This is a genomic window from Vibrio variabilis (genome assembly GCF_003263785.1).
GTDB classification, from domain to species: Bacteria; Pseudomonadota; Gammaproteobacteria; order Enterobacterales; family Vibrionaceae; genus Vibrio; species Vibrio variabilis.
The window spans coordinates 163361-185511 of the sequence record NZ_JYJK01000044.1 but is presented as its reverse complement, the minus strand read 5'-3'; the positions used below and the strand labels follow the sequence as shown (position 1 = coordinate 185511).

Here is a 22151-nt window from a genome sequence, read left to right as displayed (position 1 = left end):
TTATGTTTAAATGCCGTCACGCTCTATTGGGCAGCTCATACAGCGAGCACCACCACGGCCACGGCCAAGTTCATTGCCTGGAATGGTCAACACTTGAATGCCGGCTTTGTCGTATTTCTCATTGGTATACACGTTGCGTTCATAGCCGATGACCACACCAGGTTTAACTGTCAGCACATTGTTGGCGTCGTTCCATTGCTCTCGTTCAGCTTCGTAGTTGTCGCCACCTGTTGTGATGATCTTCAACTGATCCACATCCAGCGCGCTTTCTAGTGCCTTCAGATAGTTTGGCAGTTTCTCCACCTGCATTTGACCGTTATTTGATGGCGTTAAACGCCACGTATCGAGTTTGTCATTGATGATTTCTGGATAGACCGAGAAGGTATCGACATCCATGTGGGTCATCACTGTATCTAAGTGCATGCACGAACGATGCTTAGGTAGGTCGATAGCAATCACTTGGCTGGCTTGGCCTGATTTAAATAAGCTGGCTGCCAGATTTTCCACCCCTTGCGGTGTTGTACGCTCAGAGATACCAATAAGCACCGCGCCTTTACCAATGACCAGAACGTCGCCGCCTTCGATATTGGCATTGTCGTAGTGCAGATCTTCATCCCCGAAGTATTTAATAAAATCTTGACCAGCAAACGTAGGGTGCCAGCGGTAGATAGCACGAAGGTGATTGGTTTCGCGTTGACGAGCCGGTTTCATCATTGGGTTTAGTGAAACGCCGCCATACACCCAGCATGAGGTGTCGCGGGTGAAAAGATGGTTAGGCAAAGGCTCAATGACAAAGTCGAGCGGCCTGCTCATCTTTTGCAATATCGATGGTGTTTTGATTGGTAGCTCAGAGTAGGCAAGGCCACCGAGTAACACGGTCGCTAAATGCTCGTTGTCCATTTGCGCTAGGTATTGACGCAGCTCGCTGGCAAAAATAGGTCCGTAGCGAAAATCGGAGATTTGCGTATCGAGTAGCCAGGCTCTGGCATCGTCTACAGCGAGGGTTTCTACTAGCAAGTCATGAAGCAACAAAACCTCGACGTCTTGGCTGCGCAGTGTGCTTGCAAAAGCATCGTGCTCTTCGCCAGCCGCTTCTACTGCCAGTACGTCATCGAACAAGAGTTCATGACAGTTCGATGGGGTGAGGTGGGTTAGGGCTCTTTCTGGACGGTTTAGCAAAACGCGTCGTAATTGACCGACTTCCGAGCCGACATACAACTTACTCATTACGATTCCTTTCAGCTTGATCTGCCGCTATTTATGACAAGCTTGTTATCAAGATGCAAGTTTAGCGACCAGTAAATATCACTGCTGAAGGTTTTAATTGCAGTTAAATTTATTGATTGATGGATTCTATACAGACAAAGAGAGTGGCATTTTGGGTGTTTACTTGGGAGGATGAATGCTTGGATATGCAACGTTTTATACTTAGTGGTTATTAATACACATGTCTTCTACTTGAATAAAAAACCATTTTGCGGCGGGTTTGTTGTTGATTAATGAATAAAACGAAAATCTAGTCATAGTGTGATTGGCTAGCGGATATGCATACTTCATCTATAACTTTGCGGTGATCTAAGTTGCATTTATCCCCAACCACCAACGCACCTAAAAAAAGTGAAGCCTTTGAGTATGAAAATGTTAAATTTATGTATATGTGATCCTTGTCACGCTTTGTTCTCAATGCGATTTCGAAAAATAGTCAGTAAAGATCTCGTTTTGATCTTTCGATCTCTGGCGACTTCTCGTATTATTCATGCCGTTAACCTATTTATAGCTGGAGCACTTTATGTCTCAACAAGATGAGTATATGTCCGTTGAAGAACTGATCGAATTTCAGAAGGAAGAAACTCGCGATATCATTCAAGCGCTAATTGAAGATGGAAGTGATCCAGAAGCACTTTACGAGATCGAACACCACCTGTTCGCAGAAGACTTTGATCGTCTAGAGAAAGCGGTCGTTGAAGCGTTCAAGATGGGCTTCGAGGTGCTAGAAGCAGAAGAAACTGAAGACGAAGATGGCAACAAGCTGCTTTGTTGTGATGCGACAATGGAATCGGCACTTAACGCTGAGCAAATTGATGCTCAAGTAGAGAAGCTAGTTCACCTAGCAGAGAAATACGACATCATCTACGATGGCTGGGGTACTTACTATGAAGGCGAAGACGCGCTATACCCTGAAGAAGGTGATGAAGACGAATAAGTCTTGATGAAAAGGTCAGCTCAGCTGACCTTTTTTGATCTTGCTATCTTTCCAAATGCGATTTGATTATACTTCGCCTAACATGATCTAGGTCAATATAATCAATGAAGATGAATCTCGCCGGTCTTTGGCAACTCTCCCCCTTACCGATCTCTCTATCCCTCAAGATGATCTGACGTTTCCCGGAGCACTGAGCCAAGTACTACCAGAAACCTTGTCTGAACAAGCGATTCGTGAGCAAGAGTGGCACTTAATGCATGACTTTGAGCTGACGGAGGCTCAGTTGGCGAACCCTGCGGTGGATTTGGTTATTGGCGGCGTTGATTATTATGCAGAGGTGCGCATCAACGGGCGTGCGGTCATGGATTGTGATGGTAGCGAGACAACTTATCGCAAAGAGATTCGAGCTCATCTTCAACAAGGTCCAAATCGAGTCGAAATCCTATTTCTTGAGTATGATGAAGATGACCTGCTTGTTGATATGGATAACGCGCCAACATGTTCACTAGCTCAAGAAAAGTCTCGCACTGAAGAGCGCATGGGCGTTTGGCAAATGCCTTACTTGCAGTTTATTCCTCACGTACGGCTTGAGCATGTGGCGATGGAGCAGATCTGGCACCATGGTGGCGGCTGTGAATTCAAAGTGGACTTACACTATCAAACGTTTCGTGCAGGCCTCGTCTCGGCGTCGGTCAAGTTCGATGGTATGACTTACTTTTTGCCGATAGATGTTCGTGCTAATCAAGCCTCCGCACTGTTTCAGGTAGAAGCACCTAAATACGCAGACCCAGAACACCCGAATAAAGAGGATCTCTACAACCTAGTAGTAGAACTCGATGGCCAAAAGCAAGAGTTCGACGTCGCACTCAGCCAACAACTCTGCGTCACCCACGTAGCTCTCTAATAGCTAGGCGATGCGCAGCGAGCCAGTTGTTCCTCCCCTTTATAAGGGGAGGCTAGGAGGGGTAATCTCTTGATCTTAATCTTTAAGCACCTAAAGCAACTGCTTCAACCGATACAGCTCTTCCAACGCCTGACGCGGCGTCAAATCATCCGGATTAATCTGCGCCAACGCCTCTTCCACTTCACTTGGCTCCGGAATCAAGCTCAGCTGATTCGCAATATCCACCTGTGGTGATTCTGCTCGCGTTGGATTCTGACCAATCTGCTCCAACTGCGTCAGTTTTTGACGTGCGTTTTTAATCACCGCTTTCGGTACGCCAGCAAGGCCTGCTACGGCAAGGCCGTAAGACTTACTTGCCGCGCCCTCTTGAACCGCATGCATAAACGCAATTGAGTCACCATGCTCGACCGCATCCAAATGGACATTGGCGAGGTTTGGCAACTGATTTGGCATCTCAGTGAGCTCAAAATAGTGCGTAGCAAACAACGTCATCGCCCCCACTTTAGTCGCTAACCATTCTGCACTTGCCCAAGCGAGCGATAGGCCATCGTAGGTACTGGTGCCGCGGCCAATCTCATCCATCAGCACTAAGCTGTTTTGAGTGGCGTTATGTAAGATATTGGCGGTTTCTGTCATCTCAACCATGAAGGTCGAGCGGCCAGAGGAAGATCATCAGAGGCGCCAATACGAGTAAAGATACGATCGAGTGAACCAATTTCAGCCGACTCAGCAGGTACGTAACAGCCGATGTGCGCCATCAATGCAATCAGCGCGGTTTGACGCATATAAGTCGATTTACCACCCATGTTTGGACCGGTAACGATAAGCATCTTACGCTCTGGGTTAAGCGCTATTGGGTTAGCAATAAATGGCTCATCCATCACCTGTTCAACCACAGGGTGACGGCCAGACTGGATCTGAATGCCTGCTTTCTCAGTTAATGTTGGTCGGCAGTAATCTAGGCTTTCTGCGCGCTCAGCTAAGTTTTGCAGTACATCGAGCTGGGACAAAGCGGACGCTAGGTTTTGAAGCTGCTCTAGGCTTGGCAGCAGTAAATCAAACAACTCTTCCCATAGTTTTTTCTCTATGGCGAGTGCTTTTGATTTTGAGTTCAATACTTTATCTTCGTGCTCTTTAAGCTCTGGGATAATGTAGCGCTCGGCATTTTTCAACGTTTGACGACGAACGTAATGCGGCGGCACAAGGTGGCTCTGCCCACGGCTTACTTGAATGTAGAAGCCGTGAACATTGTTGTAGCCAACCTTAAGGGTGTCGATGCCGTGACGATCACGTTCATCGTGCTCAAGCTTGTCTAGGTAGGCCGTTGCGCCGTTGGCAAGGTCTCGCCACTCGTCTAGCTCGGCATTGTAACCATCGGCAATTACACCTCCGTCACGAATCACAACTGGAGGGTTGTCTTTAATGGCGCGCTCAAGCAGATCGGCCATTGAGTCCATTGGTGCAGAGAATTCGGCGAGCTGCTTGAGGTACGGATGTGCCACCGTCTCTAGGCTAAGTGCTAGCTCAGGTAATTGCTGGAGTGCGCTACGCAGGCGAGCCATGTCACGCGGCCTTGCTGAGCGCAGTGCCAATCTTGCTAGGATACGCTCAATATCGCCGATCTGTTTCAGCGTTGGCGCTAGCTCTGTGTAAAGGGCGTCTTGCTTGATCTCGGAGATCGCATCTAGGCGATAGTTCAGCGTTTTTTGGCAGCGCATTGGCTGGTGGATCCAGCGCTTAAGCATACGGCTACCCATGGCCGTTGCAGTATGATCGAGCACTTCAGCGAGTGTATTATCATAACCGCCAGACAGGTTTTGAGTGAGCTCTAAATTGCGTCTTGTTGCAGCGTCTAAGATCACGGATTGATCTTGGCTGTCCAACGTCAGCGAGCGAATGTGAGGCAGTGCGGTTCTTTGGGTGTCTTTGACGTACTGAATCAAGCAGCCAGCGGCGCAAAGCCCAAGTTCACACTGCTCAACACCAAAACCGACTAGGTCTTTGGTGCCAAATTGTTGGTTCAACTGTTGCCTTGCGGTATCGATTTCAAATTCCCAAACTGGACGGCGGCGATTGCCATTGCGATTGGCCATAATGCCAACCGGTTCAAAGTCTTCAGGGAATAGAAGTTCTTTTGGCGCCGTGCGTTGCAACTCGGCCAACATCGCTTCTTCACTACGAGGTTCACAAAGTTGAAAACGACCGGAGGTAATGTCTAGAGTGGCATAGCCAAATTTACCGTTTTGGTGGTAGATTGCGGCAATCAGGTTATCGAGTCGTTCTGATAGTAGAGCTTCGTCAGAGACGGTACCCGGTGTGACGATACGAACAACTTTTCTTTCTACCGGCCCTTTGCTGGTCGCCGGATCGCCAACTTGTTCGCAAATCGCGACCGACTCACCAAGCTGCACCAGTTTGGCAAGATAACCTTCGACAGCGTGAAAAGGGACACCCGCCATTGGAATAGGTTCACCCGCAGAAGCACCACGCTTAGTTAGCGAAATATCAAGCAATTGCGATGCGCGTTTGGCATCATCGTAAAACAGCTCGTAAAAGTCGCCCATGCGATAGAACAGCAAAATATCTGGGTTTTCGGCTTTTAGCTTCAGATACTGCTGCATCATTGGTGTGTGTTTTTGTTCCGCTTTCACTGTCACTTCTTTGCTACTGGTTTTCGTTGCCGCCTAGGATACGTGAAAGCAGCGAGAGCGAAAAGGGCAGAGTCTTTAATGATGCTCGTTAACATGATGTCACATCACAGTTAGCCTCAGTTTGAGGCGAGGAGTAGGGGAAATGCAAAACCTATCTGAGTTAAGTACGCAATTGGGTCAGCTATTGCTACAAGGTGATCAAGTACTAGTCACAGCCGAGTCATGCACAGGCGGTGGTGTCGCCACTGCTATTACGGATATTGCGGGTAGCTCGGTTTGGTTTGATCGTGCGTTTATTACCTACAGTAACGATGCCAAAATGGAAATGCTTGGGGTGCGTGCAGAAACGCTCGGTCAATATGGTGCGGTCAGTGAGGCTGTGGTTATAGAGATGGCGCAAGGCGCACTCAGCCATTCAAATGGCACCTTGAGCGTCGCTATCAGTGGTATTGCTGGCCCTGGAGGGGGCAGCGAGGATAAGCCTGTGGGCACGGTCTGTTTTGCTTGGGCTTCCTCTGTTGGCTGGCAAAAAGTAGAAACGTGCCTGTTTGCAGGTGACCGAGCTGCAGTACGTAATCAAGCCGTTTGGCATGCCTTAACGACTTTGCTTGACCATGTGACTGACGAAGAGCCGTTTAGTTAATCATGCGGAGCATTGAAGTGAGTCTCAGGGGGGGACGCTAAGCGTATGGAAATTAACAGACTCTTTTAGAACTCACACCAAGGTCACAAAAAAATCTTCATACAGGTATAGACACTGTATGAATCAACAGTATAATGAAACACATCTTGCGGCGGTTTTGAACACGCTGCTCACCTGATTAAAACAGCTCAAGCACGTAAGTTGCCTAAAGCGTATATCCGTAAAGGATAGTTGTGGAGAAAGTAATGGACGAGAATAAACAGAAGGCGTTAGCCGCTGCATTAGGTCAGATTGAAAAGCAATTTGGTAAAGGCTCAATTATGCGCTTGGTGATAACCGTACCATGGACGTTGAAACCATTTCAACCGGCTCACTTTCTCTGGATATCGCGCTGGGTGCTGGTGGCCTGCCAATGGGTCGTATCGTTGAGATCTACGGTCCTGAGTCATCAGGTAAGACAACGCTGACCCTTGAGTGTATTGCCGCAGCTCAAAAACAAGGTAAAACTTGTGCGTTTATCGATGCAGAACATGCACTCGACCCTATCTACGCGAAAAAGCTCGGTGTTGATATCGATGCGCTATTGGTGTCTCAGCCAGATACCGGTGAGCAAGCACTTGAGATCTGTGACGCACTAGCACGCTCTGGCGCGATTGACGTTATGGTTGTTGACTCGGTTGCAGCACTAACACCAAAAGCAGAAATCGAAGGCGAGATGGGTGACAGCCACATGGGTCTGCAAGCTCGTATGCTTTCTCAAGCAATGCGTAAGCTAACAGGTAACCTAAAGCAGTCTAACTGTATGTGTATCTTCATCAACCAAATCCGTATGAAGATTGGTGTGATGTTCGGTAACCCAGAAACCACCACTGGTGGTAACGCGCTTAAATTCTACGCATCTGTTCGTCTTGATATCCGTCGTACTGGCTCTATCAAAGAAGGCGATGAAGTGGTGGGTAACGAAACTCGCATCAAAGTGGTTAAGAACAAGATTGCTGCACCATTTAAGCAAGCGGAAACGCAAATTCTTTACGGTCAAGGCTTCAACCGTTACGGTGAGCTGGTTGACCTAGGTGTTAAGCACAAGTTAGTTGAGAAAGCGGGCGCTTGGTACAGCTACAATGGCGACAAGATTGGTCAAGGTAAAGCGAACGCGTGTAAGTTCCTGCGTGAGAACCCAGAAGCGGCACAAGCGATTGACAGCAAGCTGCGTGAACTGCTGCTAACACCAGCACTTCCTGAAGAAGCTGAAACTGGTGAAGCGCCGGCAGAAGAGCTATAAATCTTCATCTGAATTAAACAAAGCCCTGCACTGCGGGGCTTTGTTGTATCTGTTGTCTTATCAAGCTATTAGTTTTTATGTATCAACGAAAGCCACCGACGCTATCAGCCAACGAAGCCGCCATCCAATTATTAAGCCGCCGCGATCACGGTGAGTACGAGCTGTATCAAAAGCTGAGTTTCAAAGGGTATGAAGAGTCGGAGATCGAAGCTGCGATTGAGCTGTGTAAGTCCTATCGTTATCTCGATGATCTGCGCTTTGCAAAAAGCCAAGTTCGCCAACATATCTACAAAGGCCATGGCGAGCGCCGTATTCGTCAAGAACTGAATCAAAAACGTGTCGCAGAGTCAGTGGTTAATGAAGCCATGCTGGAAGAAGAGGTCGATTGGTTTGAGCTGGCCAAAACCACGGCCGAGAAAAAGTTCCGTCACGGAAAAGCGAGCGATCCCAAAGAATACGCCAAGCAAGTGCGGTTTTTACAGTACCGAGGCTACTCTTTTGAGCAGATAAACTACGCGCTGGACTCACTAGAAACTGAATGAACGCCATACGGGAGTGCCTGCAACTGCTTGTCCTAACTTGAATAAAGTGTCATTTCCTAACCTTTAATGCCTTTTTTACTAGAAGACTAGGCGAATCCTTACTCATGGGGTTACAATATGCCCCCAAAATCTAACTCGAATTATTTCAGGAAGAGCTGCATGTACATGAGCACAGACGAGGTTCGCAACGCGTTCCTTAAGTTCTTTGAGAGCAAAGGGCACCAAATCGTAGACAGTTCATCGTTGGTTCCACACGATGACCCAACTCTGCTTTTCACTAACGCCGGTATGAACCAGTTTAAAGACTGTTTCCTTGGCCTAGAGAAGCGTAACTACACTCGTGCCACTACGGCCCAGCGTTGTGTTCGCGCTGGTGGTAAGCACAACGATCTAGAGAACGTTGGCTTCACTGCTCGTCACCACACTTTCTTTGAGATGCTGGGTAACTTCAGCTTCGGTGATTACTTCAAAGAAGATGCCATCAGCTTTGCTTGGGAATTCCTAACAGAGACGCTAAAACTGCCTAAAGATCGCCTGCTGGTGACCGTTTATGAAACGGACGACGAAGCATTCGAGATTTGGAACAAACAAGTAGGCGTTCCTGCAGACCGTATTATTCGCATTGGCGACAAAAAAGGCGGTAAGCCATACGAGTCAGACAACTTCTGGCAAATGGGTGACACCGGTCCTTGTGGTCCATGTACAGAAATTTTCTACGATCACGGTGAGCACATTTGGGGCGGTCGTCCTGGTACTCCGGAAGAAGACGGTGACCGTTTCATCGAGATCTGGAACAACGTATTTATGCAGTTCAACCGTCACGCAGACGGTACAATGGAGCCGCTACCAAAACCATCGGTAGATACAGGCATGGGTATCGAGCGTATTTCTGCCATCATGCAGGGCGTTCACTCAAACTACGAAATCGATGTATTCCAAACGCTAATCAAAGCAGCGGCAGAAGTGATCGGCTACGAAGATCTTTCTAACCAATCACTGCGCGTTATTGCTGACCACATTCGCTCGTGTTCATTCCTAATCGTTGACGGTGTAATGCCATCAAACGAAGGTCGTGGCTACGTGCTTCGTCGTATTATCCGTCGTGCAGTCCGTCACGGTAACAAGCTTGGCGCACAAGGTGCCTTCTTCTACAAACTGGTTGGCACACTAGCATCTGTAATGGGTACTGCTGGTGAAGAGCTTAAGAAGCAACAAGCGGTTGTGGAAAAAGTACTGCGTATCGAAGAAGAGAACTTCGGTCGTACTCTTGAACGTGGTATGACAATCCTGACGGAAGCACTTGATAATCTTGGCGACGAGAAAGTGTTAGACGGCGAAACTGTATTCAAACTTTACGATACCTACGGCTTCCCTGCTGACCTGACTAACGATGTGGCTCGTGAGCGCGAGTTTGCTATCGATGAAGAAGGTTTTGAGAAAGCGATGGAAGCTCAGCGTCAACGTGCGCGTGAAGCTGGCCAATTTGGCACTGACTACAACGCCGCAATCAAAGTTGATACCGACACTGAGTTCTGTGGTTACACAGGTACAGAAGGGAACAGCACAGTGGCGGCAATGTTTGTTGAAGGCGATGAAGTGGAAGCACTGTCTGCTGGTGACAAAGCGATTGTGGTACTTGAAGAGACACCGTTCTACGCAGAGTCGGGCGGTCAATGTGGTGATGCTGGCGTACTGAAAACATCAGCGGGTCTATTTAAAGTAGAAGACACTCAGAAGCTGGGTAACGCAATTGCACACCACGGTGAGCTGGTTGAAGGTGTACTTGCTAAGGGCGATGAAGTCGCAGCGACTGTCGATGCAGAGCGCCGCGCAGCTATCTCGCTAAACCACTCAGCCACGCACTTGTTGCACGCAGCACTGCGTCAAGTTCTGGGTGAGCACGTCACGCAGAAAGGCTCCCTAGTGAAGCCTGATAACCTACGTTTTGACTTCTCTCACCTTGAAGCGATGACCAAAGCGGAAATCAAACAAGTTGAGCGCCTAGTGAACGCTCAGATCCGTACAAACCACGTGATCGAAACCAACGTCATGGACATTGAGTCAGCGAAAGCAAAAGGCGCGATGGCTCTGTTTGGTGAGAAGTACGATGATGAAGTTCGCGTTCTTTCTATGGGCGAGTTCTCAACTGAGCTTTGTGGTGGTATCCACGCAAGCAACACTGGTGATATTGGTCTATTCAAGATCACTTCTGAAGGTGGTATTGCAGCGGGTATCCGTCGTATCGAAGCGGTAACCGGTGAAGCGGCTCTGGATGCGATTGAAGCAACAGCGGCACAATTTGAGGCAAAACTTGGTGATGCGGCAAGCAAAACGAAATCTCTAGAAAAAGAGATTGCTCAGCTTAAAGACAAGCTAGCAGCAGTAGAAAGTGCCAACATCATGGGTAAAGTAGAAGAGATCAATGGTACTAAGGTACTGGTTGCGGCTCTTGAAGGTGCTGACAGTAAGAACCTTCGCACTATGATGGACAACGCTAAGAACCAAATGGGTAGCGGTATTGCATTCATTGCGAACGTTGCTGATGGCAAGATTGGTTTGATTGCGGGTGTGACTAAAGACCTGACTGGCAAAGTGAAAGCGGGTGATCTTGTTAAGATGGTCGCTGAGCAAGTTGGCGGTAAAGGTGGCGGTCGCCCAGATATGGCGCAAGCAGGCGGCAGTGATGTTGATGCATTGCCAGAAGCACTGCAGTCTATTCGTGGTTGGTTGGAAGAACGTCTATAACGCTCTGAACTAACAATGAAAATGCCCAATCAACGTAAGTTGATTGGGCATTGTTGCTTTAGGGTGTAACCTATTCAGGCGATCAATTGCATACCATAAAGCAGCCTACAAATTTAATAGGCGAGGCAATCTGCGTCGCCTATCTATAAGGAGCGGCCTTAATGGTCGCAGTTTCAAAATCTGACAACTTACGTTGTCTTGGGAAGGTGAAGACTGGTGAAAAGACCACTAATCGTACAAAAGTTCGGAGGAACTTCTGTTGGCTCTGTTGAGCGTATTCGTAACGTCGCAGAGCAAGTAATTCGTGCAAAACAAACAGGCAAACAGGTCGTTGTTGTTGTCTCTGCAATGTCGGGAGAAACCAATCGTTTGGTGGATCTGGCGAAACAGGTCGACAGCGTACCAAACGCGCGTGAACTCGATGTGCTTCTAGCGGCCGGAGAGCAAGTCTCAATGGCATTGCTTTCTATGGCTTTAAATAAGCTAGGACATGCCGCAGTATCGCTGACCGGTGCACAAGCGCAGATTACTACCAACAGTCGCCACAACAATGCCACGATTAGTCACGTCGACACCTCTGTTATTGACCAGTATTTAGACCAAGACAAAATCGTCATCGTTGCCGGCTTCCAAGGCGTTAATGAGTCTGGCGATATCACCACGCTTGGGCGCGGCGGATCTGACACCACCGCGGTGACCTTAGCTGGCGTGCTCAATGCCGAAGAATGCCAGATTTATACTGATGTAGACGGCGTTTACAGCTGTGACCCACGTGTCGTCACCAATGCAGTCAAATGGGCTGAAATCGATTTTCCTACGATGCACGAAATGGCGCGCAAAGGCGCGAAAGTATTGCATCTACCTTGCGTAAGTTACGCTTGGCAACATCAGGTGCCGCTGCGTGTGTTATCAAGCTTTGAGTACGGACAGGGCACGTTGGTCGTTGGCGAACAAGCCAAAGCACAAGTTCAAGGCATTGCATTGAGAAAGCAGATGCGCCTGCTCAAAATTGCTAAGTCTCATGTCGATGTGGTCGACAAACAGAAAGAGATGCTCGGTGTGGATGAAGCGGAATGGCTGCACGATGAACACTTTAGTCAGCTTTTGCTCAAGTCAGATTGTTCCGACAAGCTCAAATTGGTGATTGAAAATAAACTCGTTGCGGAACAAGACGTGGCGTTAATTACTATGATTGGCGTCGAGGCCATAGCGCAAGCGTCACAATATCAACAACTTCTCAACCATTCAGACATATCTGTTCTACACTTTTGTGAGGATAAACACTCAATTACATTGGTAATAGAGCCTGAAGCTATCGACAAAGCGGCGGTCGTACTGCATGATAACACCATTATCACCAGTGGCACCGTAGTGGAAGACGTGAAACAGGTACATTTGGGGTAAATACTTTTCATAAGAGAGTTTACGAAAATATAACTTTTGTTGGATAATAAGTTTCGTAGCAAGATAATTAGAGACTACTCAAGGAGCTAAGAATGCTGATTTTGACTCGCCGTGTTGGTGAAACGTTGATGATTGGTGATGAAGTCACTGTTACTGTATTGGGTGTAAAAGGCAACCAAGTTCGCATCGGTGTGAATGCTCCGAAAGAAGTATCCGTGCATCGTGAAGAGATCTACATGCGCATTCAAGCGGAAAAGGGAAATGGTAACGTTGCATCTGGCAACTACTAATTCTAAACGAGAGGGCTGGCACATTGCCGGCCTTTTTGTTGCGTGAAATTCGCCATAAACTCGTGGCACAAGGGTGAATTTTGCTTAGGAAAGCTACGATTAAATGGTGGTTTGGTTAATTTGCCAACGCTTAGTCTGTTTTTTCCTATTTTTGCCAAGAAAATGTTTGACTTATTTTTGGTAAATCGTAATATGTGCCTCCGCAAGACGGTGAGGTGGCCGAGAGGCTGAAGGCGCTCCCTGCTAAGGGAGTATACGGTTTGTAGCCGTATCGAGGGTTCGAATCCCTCCTTCACCGCCATTCTTGCATTGTGTTGTATGACACTGTTCTTATTGAACATATTGCGCGCTCGTAGCTCAGCTGGATAGAGTACCTGGCTACGAACCAGGCGGTCGAAGGTTCGAATCCTTCCGAGCGCGCCATTTCTCTCTTCGGAAAGAAATACATGCGGTGAGGTGGCCGAGAGGCTGAAGGCGCTCCCCTGCTAAGGGAGTATACGGTTTGTAGCCGTATCGAGGGTTCGAATCCCTCCCTCACCGCCATTTATTGACTGTTTAAGTCAATTTTTTTGTTCAAAAAGAAAATAAATGTGATATGCTTCACATCCTTGCGCGCTCGTAGCTCAGCTGGATAGAGTACCTGGCTACGAACCAGGCGGTCGAAGGTTCGAATCCTTCCGAGCGCGCCATTCTCTTTTTTATAGAGAATGCCCATTGGGAAAGGAGTTTCTCTATTAGAGAAAAAGGGTAATGCCCTGTAACGTCAAATGACAATGCGAAAACTTATTGCGCGCTCGTAGCTCAGCTGGATAGAGTACCTGGCTACGAACCAGGCGGTCGAAGGTTCGAATCCTTCCGAGCGCGCCATTCTCTCTTTGAGAGGCACTTTCGTTTCAATTGATAGTGGAAGCCAAGCATCATTAAGTGACAATACGAAAATTTGTTGCGCGCTCGTAGCTCAGCTGGATAGAGTACCTGGCTACGAACCAGGCGGTCGAAGGTTCGAATCCTTCCGAGCGCGCCATTCATTCTACTTTGTAGAGAAGAGGGCAATGCCCTGCAGCGTCATCTGACAATGCGAAAACTGTTGCGCGCTCGTAGCTCAGCTGGATAGAGTACCTGGCTACGAACCAGGCGGTCGAAGGTTCGAATCCTTCCGAGCGCGCCATTTTCTTTCTTTACAGAGATCTAGGGCAATGCCTGCAGCGTCATCCGACAATGCGAAAACTTGTTGCGCGCTCGTAGCTCAGCTGGATAGAGTACCTGGCTACGAACCAGGCGGTCGAAGGTTCGAATCCTTCCGAGCGCGCCATTCTTTAAAAAACCTCGCTTCGGCGGGGTTTTTTATTAACAAAAATTTATCATATCAATAACCTTATTATTACAACGTAATGTTTTTAAACGAAAAATTGCGGTAATTTTAAGCGTGTCCCAGTTTTTCAGCTTTAGTTTGTTTATGTTGAAACCTTAAGTCAGGTCATAGTATGAAGTTCTGCATAACTTGAAATGCACCGCAAATTGTTGTGCGCATCATAGTTTTTCATTCGAATGACGTTTTAATGACGGTGTAAGATTAAACAAAATTGACAAAGATTCACCAATCGAGATAATCCTAGACCTCTTGCAATGGATCGATGCAAGACCATTGCCAGTCAATCAGTGTGCAGTGACGCCACAGATAATGATTGAGTAACTTGTCAGGATGACAAAGAAAGGACGCAACATGACTAATATTGGAAGCCTGCTAGGAGATGCAGCCACCCTAATGCTGACGGGTATGGTTGTCGTATTCGTTTTCCTAACAATCCTCGTTTATCTCGTTCGGTTAATGTCGAAACTGGTACCACAAGAAGTACCAGAGCCGATCGCAGTTCCTACTCAAAATACAACACAACAATCCCCCTCAAATGGCGTTAGTCCGAATGTGGTTGCAGCAATTTCTGCCGCTGTACATCAATACCGCACGTCGGCTGCTAAATAGATTGAGTTAAAAGTTTAAAAAGGAGTTTATGAGCATGTCTAAACCACTCGCTATCACGGACGTGGTACTTCGTGACGCCCACCAGTCTCTGTTTGCAACTCGCATGCGTATCGAAGATATGTTGCCGATTGCCGCAGAACTCGACAAAGTTGGCTACTGGTCTTTGGAAACGTGGGGGGAGCAACCTTTGACGCGTGTATCCGTTTCCTTGGTGAAGATCCTTGGGAGCGCTTGCGTGAGCTGAAAAAAGCCATGCCGAATACGCCAATGCAAATGCTGCTTCGTGGTCAAAATCTATTGGGCTACCGTCATTACGCAGATGACGTGGTCGAGAAATTTGTTGAGCGTGCTCATGCTAACGGCATGGATGTGTTCCGTATTTTTGATGCGATGAACGATGTTCGTAACTTCGAAAAAGCAGTGAAAGCAGCGGTTGATGTAGGCGCGCACGCGCAGGGTACGCTGTCGTACACTACAAGCCCAGTCCACAATACCGACACTTGGGTTGACCTTGCTAAACGCCTAGAAGATTTAGGCTGTCACTCACTATGTATTAAAGATATGTCAGGTCTGCTCAAGCCATACGAAGCAGAAGAGCTTATCTCGCGCATCAAAGCATCATGTGAAGTACCACTAGCACTGCACTGCCACGCAACAACAGGTCTTTCTACAGCGACAGCTGTAAAAGCAGTGGAAGCCGGTGTGGATATTCTGGATACCGCTATCTCTTCAATGAGCCAAACCTACGGACACACACCAACGGAAACTGTGGTTGCGATGCTACAAGGCACTGAGCGTGATACCAACCTGAAACTTGAACAGATTGAGCCGATCGCCGCTTACTTCCGTGAGGTGCGTAAGAAGTACGCGAAATGGGAAGGCCAGCTAAAGGGTGTTGATTCACGTATCCTGATTGCTCAGGTACCTGGCGGTATGCTGACCAATATGGAAGGTCAGCTCAAAGAACAAGGTGCGGCCGATCGCATTGATGAAGTTCTCGAAGAGATCCCACGCGTACGTGAAGATCTGGGCTTCATTCCTCTCGTGACACCTACCTCTCAGATCGTTGGTACTCAAGCTGTGATCAACGTGCTTACTGGTGAGCGCTATAAGAGCATTACTAAAGAAACGGCGGGCGTACTCAAAGGCGAATACGGCAAAGCACCCGCAGAGGTTAACGCTGAGCTACAAGCTAAGGTACTCGATGGCGGTGAGGCAATCACTTGTCGCCCAGCAGACCTTCTGGAAGCTGAGCTGCACACACTCACCGATGACCTGCTACAAAAAGCAAAAGCGGATGGCATTTCTCTCGCTGAAGACACTGTGGACGACGTTCTTACTTACGCACTTTTCCCACAAGTTGGTCTTAAGTTCCTGAAAAATCGTCATAACCCAGATGCATTTGAACCAGCACCAGGCAAAGAAGAAGCGAAACCTGCTGCGCCAGTAGCGGCTCCGGCGGCATCAGCTCAAGGCATTGAGGCCTACAGCGTGAAAGTCGATGGTCAGGTTTATGATGTTGAGGTTGGCCCTAAAGGCGAGCTAACGTCTGTAACACCTACTCAAGCTCCGACAGCAGCGGCAGCTCCAGCACCTTCAGCAACCAATGTTGAAGCGGTAGCAGCGCCACTTGCAGGTAACATCTTCAAAGTAAACGTTGCTTCTGGTGCGCAAGTTCAAGAAGGCGACGTGCTACTTATCCTAGAAGCAATGAAGATGGAAACCGAAGTTCGCGCAGCGCAAAGCGGCGTGGTTCAAGATGTACACGTGAAAGAAGGTGATGCCGTTGTTGTTGGCGCGCCTCTTGTTAGCTTAGCGTAAGGGAGTACCATGGAAGGATTGATGACCTTATGGTCAGAAACAGGGATCGCTAACTTTGAATTCGGCCAGATCTGCATGATCATGGTCGGATGCATCTTGCTGTTCTTAGCGATCCGCAAGGGTTTTGAGCCTTTGCTACTTTTGCCTATCGGCTTTGGTGCGATCCTAGCGAACATTCCAAATGCTGGCTTTACTGAGCCAGGTGGTTTGCTTTACTACGTCTACTACATTGGTATTGAGTCAGGGGTGTTCCCGCTGCTTATCTTTATGGGTGTAGGGGCAATGACAGACTTTGGCGCCTTGATTGCCAACCAAAAACCTTGTGGCTCGGGGCAGCGGCGCAGTTTGGTATCTTTGCTACCTTATTTGGCGCAATTTTGCTGAACTACGTACCGGGTATGGAGTTCTCCATGCAGGACGCAGCGTCAATCGCCATCATTGGCGGTGCCGATGGTCCAACCGCTATCTTCTTAGCAAGTCGTCTCTCTCCTGATTTGCTGGGCGCGATTGCCGTTGCGGCATACAGCTACATGGCATTGGTGCCGATCATTCAACCACCAATCATGAAAGCGTTAACGACACCTGAAGAGCGTACCATCAAGATGGCGCAGCTTCGTCATGTCAGCAAAGGGGAAAAGGTTCTGTTCCCACTTGCAGTACTGCTAATGACGATTTTGTTCCTGCCATCAGCCACACCACTTGTCGGTATGTTCTGTTTGGGTAACTTGATGCGTGAAGCGGGCGTGGTCGATCGCCTGTCAAAAACGGCTCAAAATGAGCTTATCAACATTGTCACCATTTTCTTAGGTTTAGGTGTTGGTTCTAAGCTTCAAGCGGATCAGTTCTTGAATTTTGAAACTCTAGGTATCTTGCACTCGGTGCCGTAGCGTTCAGTATCGGTACTGGTGCAGGTGTGATGATGGCGAAGCTCCTCAACAAGTTCTCAAAAGAAGATATCAACCCACTGATTGGTGCAGCAGGGGTTTCTGCCGTACCGATGGCGGCACGTGTCGTGAACAAGGTTGGCCTTCAAGCGAACCCACAAAACTTCCTACTGATGCACGCAATGGGACCAAACGTTGCTGGCGTCTTGGGCTCAGCGGTTGCAGCGGGTATCTTGTTGGCGCTCGTTGGCTAATCGATTGGCGATAAGCTGTGATTCGAAGGGAAGCGAAAGCTTCCCTTTTTGCTTTCTTATTAAACCAAGAAAGTGAACATAGCCGATAGCTAAAGTGATTGAATTTGTTACATACTTGCTATTGAACGATGAAAAGATAATCTAGACTCATGGATGGAAATCGTTACTATGAAGTCTTAGTCAGGAAGAGGAAGCTGCAATGAAATGTAAACAGATCGTGATTCCAGAGTTTGGTGCTGCAGAGGTGTTAGCATTTCAGGAAGTCGATATCCCACAGCCACAGGCTGGTGAAGTGTTGGTGAGAGTGGCGTACTCAGGGATCAATCCGATTGATGTAAAAACGCGTGCAGGACTGGGCTGGGCAGCCGCCGAGAACAAAGATAACCTTCCTTGGGTTCCTGGCTATGATATCGCGGGCACGATTGAAGGACTAGGTGAGGGCGCGGCGCAGTTTGAGGTTGGCGAAGAGGTTGTGGGCTTTATTGGTTTCCCAGTACGTGGTGGAGGCTATAGCCAGTATGTGTGTGTGCCTGAATCGGAGCTGACACCGGTTCCTAGTTCTGTCACTTTAGAAGCCGCTGCAGCCTTGCCTTTGGCTGGACAAACTGCGGCACAAGCTATTAATAAAGCTCAAGTTCAAGAGGGCGAGCGAGTATTGATTCTGGCTGGCGCTGGCGGTGTGGGTCACATTGCAGTGCAGATTGCCGTCGCAGCGAAAGCGGAAGTGTACACCACCTGTAGCGAACGTAATTTAGATTACTTGGCGACGCTGGGAGCACATGCGATTAACTATGAATTCGCACCGGCCTCAGAGCGTTTGAGTGATGTCGATGTACTGATCGATCTGGTTGGCGGCGATACTGCGCTCGATGCACTCAAATGTCTAAAAGACAATGCTCGTGTTGTCACTATTCCTACTATCACTGCGGACTTGGTCTGCGAAAAAGCCAAGCTGCTTGGTTTTGAAGCCAGTGGTATGCTGGTATCGCCAGATGCTAAGCAGATGGAAACCTTACTCTATATGGTGGGTGTTGGACTGCTGAAGACAGAGATCCAACACGTTTATCCTTATCAACAAGTGGTCGAGGCGCATCAGCAAGTCGAAACCAGCCGTACACGCGGTAAAGTACTTCTTAATATGCAATGCTAGAAACATTCTCTCAATATCTCGCGGAGTCTTGGTTCGCCGACTCCGCTCTCGCTGTTCTTTTTATCTCAGGATTTTTAAGTGCCACGCTTTTGCCTGGCGGATCGGAAGCCGGTTTAGTTGCGACACTGAGCTTGCAGCAGTACTCGCCCGTATGGGTAATCGTTGTCGCTACCATAGGTAACACGTTAGGCGGCCTGACCAACTATTGGATAGGAATTTGGCTGCCGAATCGAACTCAAAACGAGAAGCACGGTCATAAAGCCATAGCTTGGCTGCAAAAGTATGGTTACTGGAGCTTGTTGTTCAGTTGGTTGCCCGTGATTGGCGACCCGCTCTGTTTAGCGGCCGGTTGGCTAAGAATGAAATTTCTTCCTTGCGTTATTTTGATAGCCATAGGCAAGGCACTGCGCTATATCGCGCTGACTGCCATCTTCTATGGGCTATTCTAGTTTTCTCGATCTTTTAAGGAGCTCTTATGAGAAAGATCTGGCTCGGCTTGCTGTCGGTCGTTTTTGTTTACGGTTGTAGTAACAGCGACGTTTCGACTCACACAACGAGTGCACTTCCTCCCGGTATTACCCTTGTTGAGGAAATGAAAGCCGATCCCGATAGGGTGATGATCCCGTACTCTAAGTACAAGTTGGATAATGGCCTAACGGTGATCTTGGCACCCGATGACTCAGATCCCTTGGTGCACGTAGACGTGACCTATCATGTTGGCTCAGCGCGTGAAGAAATTGGTAAATCAGGTTTCGCTCACTTCTTTGAACATATGATGTTCCAAGGCTCTGAGCATGTTGGTGACCAGCAGCACTTTAAGATCATTACGGAAGCGGGCGGTACCCTAAATGGTACGACAACCAGAGATCGAACCAACTACTTTGAAACAGTACCGTCGAACCAGTTAGAGAAGATGCTATGGCTGGAAGCCGATCGCATGGGTTTCTTATTGGGAGCGGTCTCGCAGCGTAAATTCGAAATTCAGCGTGATACGGTAAAAAACGAGCGTGCACAGAACTTTGATAATCGTCCTTATGGCTGATTTGGGAGCGTATGGGCGAAGCCATGTTCCCAGAAGGGCATCCGTATTCTTGGCAGCCGATTGGCTACGTTGAGGATCTTGATCGTGTCAATGTGAATGATTTGAAAGCCTTCTTCCTACGTTGGTATGGGCCAAACAATGCGGTATTGACCATTGGTGGCGACATCGATAAAGCGCAAACCTTAGAGTGGATTCATAAATACTTTGGCACTATCCCTGAGGGGCCAAGTGTTGAGAAAGCCCCTAAGCAGCCAGCAGTATTGCCAGAAGATCGCTATATCACTTTAGAAGATCGCATTCGTCAGCCAATGGTGGTGATTGGTTGGCCAACGACAAGCTATCGCGGTGCGGACGACCAAGTGGTACTCGATGCCATGGCGGACGCCATTGGTGGCGGTACCAATGGTTTGTTGTATCAAAAGCTGATTAAACCCCAAAAAGCACTCGATGCTGGCGCATTCAGTGATTGTAACGAGCTTGCTTGTAACTTTTATGTGTATGCGATGGGCGCGTCCACCGATAAAGACGGCCTAAAATCGCTTTACAATGACTTACTCGCCACCTTGGATGAGTTTGAAAAGCAAGGCATCAGTGAAGAGCGCCTGCAGCAAATCAACGGCCTTTCTGAAGCAGGTGCGGTGTTTGCACTGGAAAGTGTAAAAGGTAAGGTGACTCAGTTGGCCGCGAATGAAACCTTCTATGGCAAACCTGATCGCATTGAGCAAACCCTAGAGCGGATTCGCGCAGTCACTCCAGAAGCGGTGAGAGCGGCTTACCAAGCGTTTATCCAAGACAAGCATAAGGTCACACTCAGCGTAGTGCCGAAAGGGCGCACTGACATTGCAGTGCAACCTGCAACATTTGTAACGCCAGCGCGCACGCTGCCAGAGTATAAAGAAGTGACCGAAGCGGATCTTGATTTCCGTCGTCCAGTGGATAGCTTTGATCGCAGTGTAATGCCAGAAGTGGCGGAGGCTGTCAGTGCGAAAATGCCAGAGCTGTACGAGGTGTACTTTGATAATGGCAGTGAACTGCTAGGTACTGAAACGTCTGAAACGCCAACGGTGGAGATCCATTTCCAACTACCTGCAGGCAGTCGTTATGTGCCAAAAGGTAAAGAAGGACTCGCGGGGCTAACCGCTTCTATGATGGAAGAGGGCACGACTACTCGCACGGTTGAGCAACTACAAGCCGAACTTGATCGTTTGGGCAGCCAGATTGGATTTAGCGAAGGGGCATATACCACGCGTGTTTCTGTGTCTGCGCTGGAGCGAAATCTACCGCAAACACTGACGCTTCTTGAAGACATGCTATTTAACCCAGCAATGAAGCAACAAGACTTCGACCGTCTTAAAGCACAAACGCTGGAAGGTTTGGTGTATCAACACCAAAAACCAAGCTGGATGGCCTCACAAGCAACCCGTGATGTGCTATATGGCGACAGCGTATTTGGCCGCTCTTCCGACGGCAGTAATGCGTCGATTTCATCTATTACTTTGGATGACGTCAAAGCGTTCTATCGCGAGCACTACACGTCGCAAGGCGCACAGATTGTCGTGGTGGGGGATATCTCTAAGAAGCAGGTTACTGATCAGCTAGCATTTTGGTCGCAATGGCAAGGTGAAGCCGCGCCGCTGATTGATCCTGAGGTCATCCCTTCTTTGGCTGGGCAGACGATCTACTTGGTAGACAAGCTTCTGCACCGCAAAGTATTGTTCGTATGGTACGCCAGGGCTTGCCGTTTGACGCCACGGGTGAGCTCTACCTAAGCCGTCTCGCTAATTTTAACTTGGCAGGTAACTTTAATAGCCGTATCAACCAGAACTTAAGGGAAGATAAAGGCTATACCTATGGCGCAAGTGGTTACTTTGCAAGTAACCGAGAAGTGGGTGCGATTGTGTTTAGCGCTCAGGTGCGTGCTGATGCAACGCTTGCTTCACTTGAAGAGATGATCGCAGAGCTAAAAAACTACAGCGAGAATGGTATGACGGACGAGGAACTCGCATTTATGCGCCTCGCCGTTGGGCAGCAAGATGCATTGACGTATGAAACCCCGAGTCAAAAAGCGAGTCTGCTTTCGTCGATTTTAACCTATAGTTTGGATAAGGATTACCTGAAGCAGCGCAATGACATTGTGGCTAGTGTTGATAAATCAACGTTGAATGCGCTGGCGGCGAAGTGGTTTGACCCTAGCAATATCAACTGATTGTGGTGGGAGATGCTAAGCGTTTGAAGCCAGAGTTAGAGAAACTGAATATTCCAATTACAGAGCTTGAAATCTCTCAGTAACATGACCATATATTGAGAATGGGTGACTTAGCGAACACAAAGCTTTGCTGTTCGCTAATACATCCG

At 48.3% G+C, this 22151-nt stretch carries 10 protein-coding genes, 8 tRNA genes and 6 pseudogenes; 22 read left to right on the top strand and 2 right to left on the bottom strand.

Annotated elements, in window-relative coordinates; all coding sequences use genetic code 11:
* Positions 1–6: 6 nt before the first annotated feature.
* The gene (gene arcA / locus TZ48_RS06050; RefSeq protein WP_112463128.1) at positions 7–1227 is read right to left on the bottom strand and encodes an arginine deiminase; all 1221 of its coding nucleotides are present in this window, start codon (positions 1225–1227) and stop codon (positions 7–9) included.
* Between the two features lie 562 nt (positions 1228–1789).
* Here arcA and rraB point away from each other — a divergent pair.
* Together rraB and TZ48_RS06040 are read left to right on the top strand one after the other, a co-directional pair.
* Positions 1790–2203, top strand: coding sequence for a ribonuclease E inhibitor RraB (gene rraB / locus TZ48_RS06045; protein WP_112478587.1), 414 nt, complete (start codon positions 1790–1792; stop codon positions 2201–2203).
* 104 nt (positions 2204–2307) lie between these two features.
* Positions 2308–3107 (top strand): annotated as a pseudogene (locus tag TZ48_RS06040) (glycosyl hydrolase 2 galactose-binding domain-containing protein).
* Between the two features lie 90 nt (positions 3108–3197).
* Here TZ48_RS06040 and mutS read toward each other — a convergent pair.
* A pseudogene (gene mutS / locus TZ48_RS06035) lies at positions 3198–5758 on the bottom strand (DNA mismatch repair protein MutS).
* A 142-nt stretch (positions 5759–5900) separates the two neighbouring features.
* Between mutS and pncC the strand changes: the two are divergent.
* The 20 genes and pseudogenes from pncC to TZ48_RS05935 all read left to right on the top strand — a co-directional run bounded on the left by pncC (position 5901) and on the right by TZ48_RS05935 (position 22085).
* Positions 5901–6401: a nicotinamide-nucleotide amidase gene (gene pncC / locus TZ48_RS06030; protein ID WP_112478586.1), complete on the top strand. Its 501-nt coding sequence runs from the start codon at positions 5901–5903 to the stop codon at positions 6399–6401.
* 233 nt (positions 6402–6634) lie between these two features.
* Positions 6635–7683: pseudogene (gene recA, locus TZ48_RS06025) on the top strand (recombinase RecA).
* A 77-nt stretch (positions 7684–7760) separates the two neighbouring features.
* Positions 7761–8225, top strand: coding sequence for a recombination regulator RecX (recX, locus tag TZ48_RS06020; protein ID WP_112478585.1), 465 nt, complete (start codon positions 7761–7763; stop codon positions 8223–8225).
* A gap of 159 nt (positions 8226–8384) precedes the next feature.
* On the top strand, positions 8385–10970 hold the full coding sequence (gene alaS / locus TZ48_RS06015) for an alanine--tRNA ligase (RefSeq protein WP_112478584.1): 2586 nt from the start codon (positions 8385–8387) through the stop codon (positions 10968–10970).
* A 216-nt stretch (positions 10971–11186) separates the two neighbouring features.
* Complete coding sequence (locus TZ48_RS06010) at positions 11187–12374, top strand: aspartate kinase (protein WP_112478583.1); 1188 nt, start codon at positions 11187–11189, stop codon at positions 12372–12374.
* A 92-nt stretch (positions 12375–12466) separates the two neighbouring features.
* Positions 12467–12664, top strand: a complete 198-nt coding sequence (gene csrA / locus TZ48_RS06005) for a carbon storage regulator CsrA (protein ID WP_004415691.1) — start codon at positions 12467–12469, stop codon at positions 12662–12664.
* A 209-nt stretch (positions 12665–12873) separates the two neighbouring features.
* Positions 12874–12965 (top strand) — tRNA-OTHER (locus tag TZ48_RS06000).
* A 45-nt stretch (positions 12966–13010) separates the two neighbouring features.
* Positions 13011–13087 (top strand) — tRNA-Arg (locus TZ48_RS05995).
* 27 nt (positions 13088–13114) lie between these two features.
* Positions 13115–13207: transfer RNA gene (locus tag TZ48_RS05990), tRNA-Ser, on the top strand.
* Between the two features lie 69 nt (positions 13208–13276).
* A tRNA-Arg gene (locus tag TZ48_RS05985) sits at positions 13277–13353 on the top strand.
* 101 nt (positions 13354–13454) lie between these two features.
* Positions 13455–13531: transfer RNA gene (locus TZ48_RS05980), tRNA-Arg, on the top strand.
* Positions 13532–13611: 80 nt separating this feature from the next.
* Positions 13612–13688, top strand: a tRNA-Arg gene (locus TZ48_RS05975).
* 67 nt (positions 13689–13755) lie between these two features.
* Positions 13756–13832, top strand: a tRNA-Arg gene (locus TZ48_RS05970).
* A gap of 67 nt (positions 13833–13899) precedes the next feature.
* Positions 13900–13976: transfer RNA gene (locus TZ48_RS05965), tRNA-Arg, on the top strand.
* A gap of 411 nt (positions 13977–14387) precedes the next feature.
* On the top strand, positions 14388–14645 hold the full coding sequence (locus TZ48_RS05960) for an oxaloacetate decarboxylase subunit gamma (protein WP_042496179.1): 258 nt from the start codon (positions 14388–14390) through the stop codon (positions 14643–14645).
* Positions 14646–14679: 34 nt separating this feature from the next.
* Positions 14680–16466: pseudogene (gene oadA / locus TZ48_RS05955) on the top strand (sodium-extruding oxaloacetate decarboxylase subunit alpha).
* 9 nt (positions 16467–16475) lie between these two features.
* Positions 16476–17604, top strand: a pseudogene (locus TZ48_RS05950) (sodium ion-translocating decarboxylase subunit beta).
* Positions 17605–17803: 199 nt separating this feature from the next.
* Positions 17804–18754 carry an NADP-dependent oxidoreductase gene (locus tag TZ48_RS05945; RefSeq protein WP_112478582.1) on the top strand — a complete coding sequence of 317 codons (951 nt, stop codon included), beginning with the start codon at positions 17804–17806 and terminating at the stop codon, positions 18752–18754.
* Positions 18748–19203 carry a YqaA family protein gene (locus TZ48_RS05940; protein WP_112460258.1) on the top strand — a complete coding sequence of 152 codons (456 nt, stop codon included), beginning with the start codon at positions 18748–18750 and terminating at the stop codon, positions 19201–19203. Before TZ48_RS05945 ends, TZ48_RS05940 begins: the two co-directional genes overlap by 7 nt.
* Before the next feature lie 26 nt (positions 19204–19229).
* Positions 19230–22085, top strand: a pseudogene (locus tag TZ48_RS05935) (M16 family metallopeptidase).
* Positions 22086–22151 lie beyond the last annotated feature (66 nt).

Bases quoted from the DNA above. Each gene is read 5' to 3' on its own strand.
- alaS (WP_112478584.1), top strand. From the start codon at position 8,385: ATGTACATGAGCACAGACGAGGTTCGCAACGCGTTCCTTAAGTTCTTT.
- arcA (WP_112463128.1), bottom strand. From the start codon at position 1,227: ATGAGTAAGTTGTATGTCGGCTCGGAAGTCGGTCAATTACGACGCGTT.
- TZ48_RS05960 (WP_042496179.1), top strand. From the start codon at position 14,388: ATGACTAATATTGGAAGCCTGCTAGGAGATGCAGCCACCCTAATGCTG.
- csrA (WP_004415691.1), top strand. From the start codon at position 12,467: ATGCTGATTTTGACTCGCCGTGTTGGTGAAACGTTGATGATTGGTGAT.
- TZ48_RS05940 (WP_112460258.1), top strand. From the start codon at position 18,748: ATGCTAGAAACATTCTCTCAATATCTCGCGGAGTCTTGGTTCGCCGAC.
- TZ48_RS05945 (WP_112478582.1), top strand. From the start codon at position 17,804: ATGAAATGTAAACAGATCGTGATTCCAGAGTTTGGTGCTGCAGAGGTG.
- recX (WP_112478585.1), top strand. From the start codon at position 7,761: ATGTATCAACGAAAGCCACCGACGCTATCAGCCAACGAAGCCGCCATC.
- pncC (WP_112478586.1), top strand. From the start codon at position 5,901: ATGCAAAACCTATCTGAGTTAAGTACGCAATTGGGTCAGCTATTGCTA.
- rraB (WP_112478587.1), top strand. From the start codon at position 1,790: ATGTCTCAACAAGATGAGTATATGTCCGTTGAAGAACTGATCGAATTT.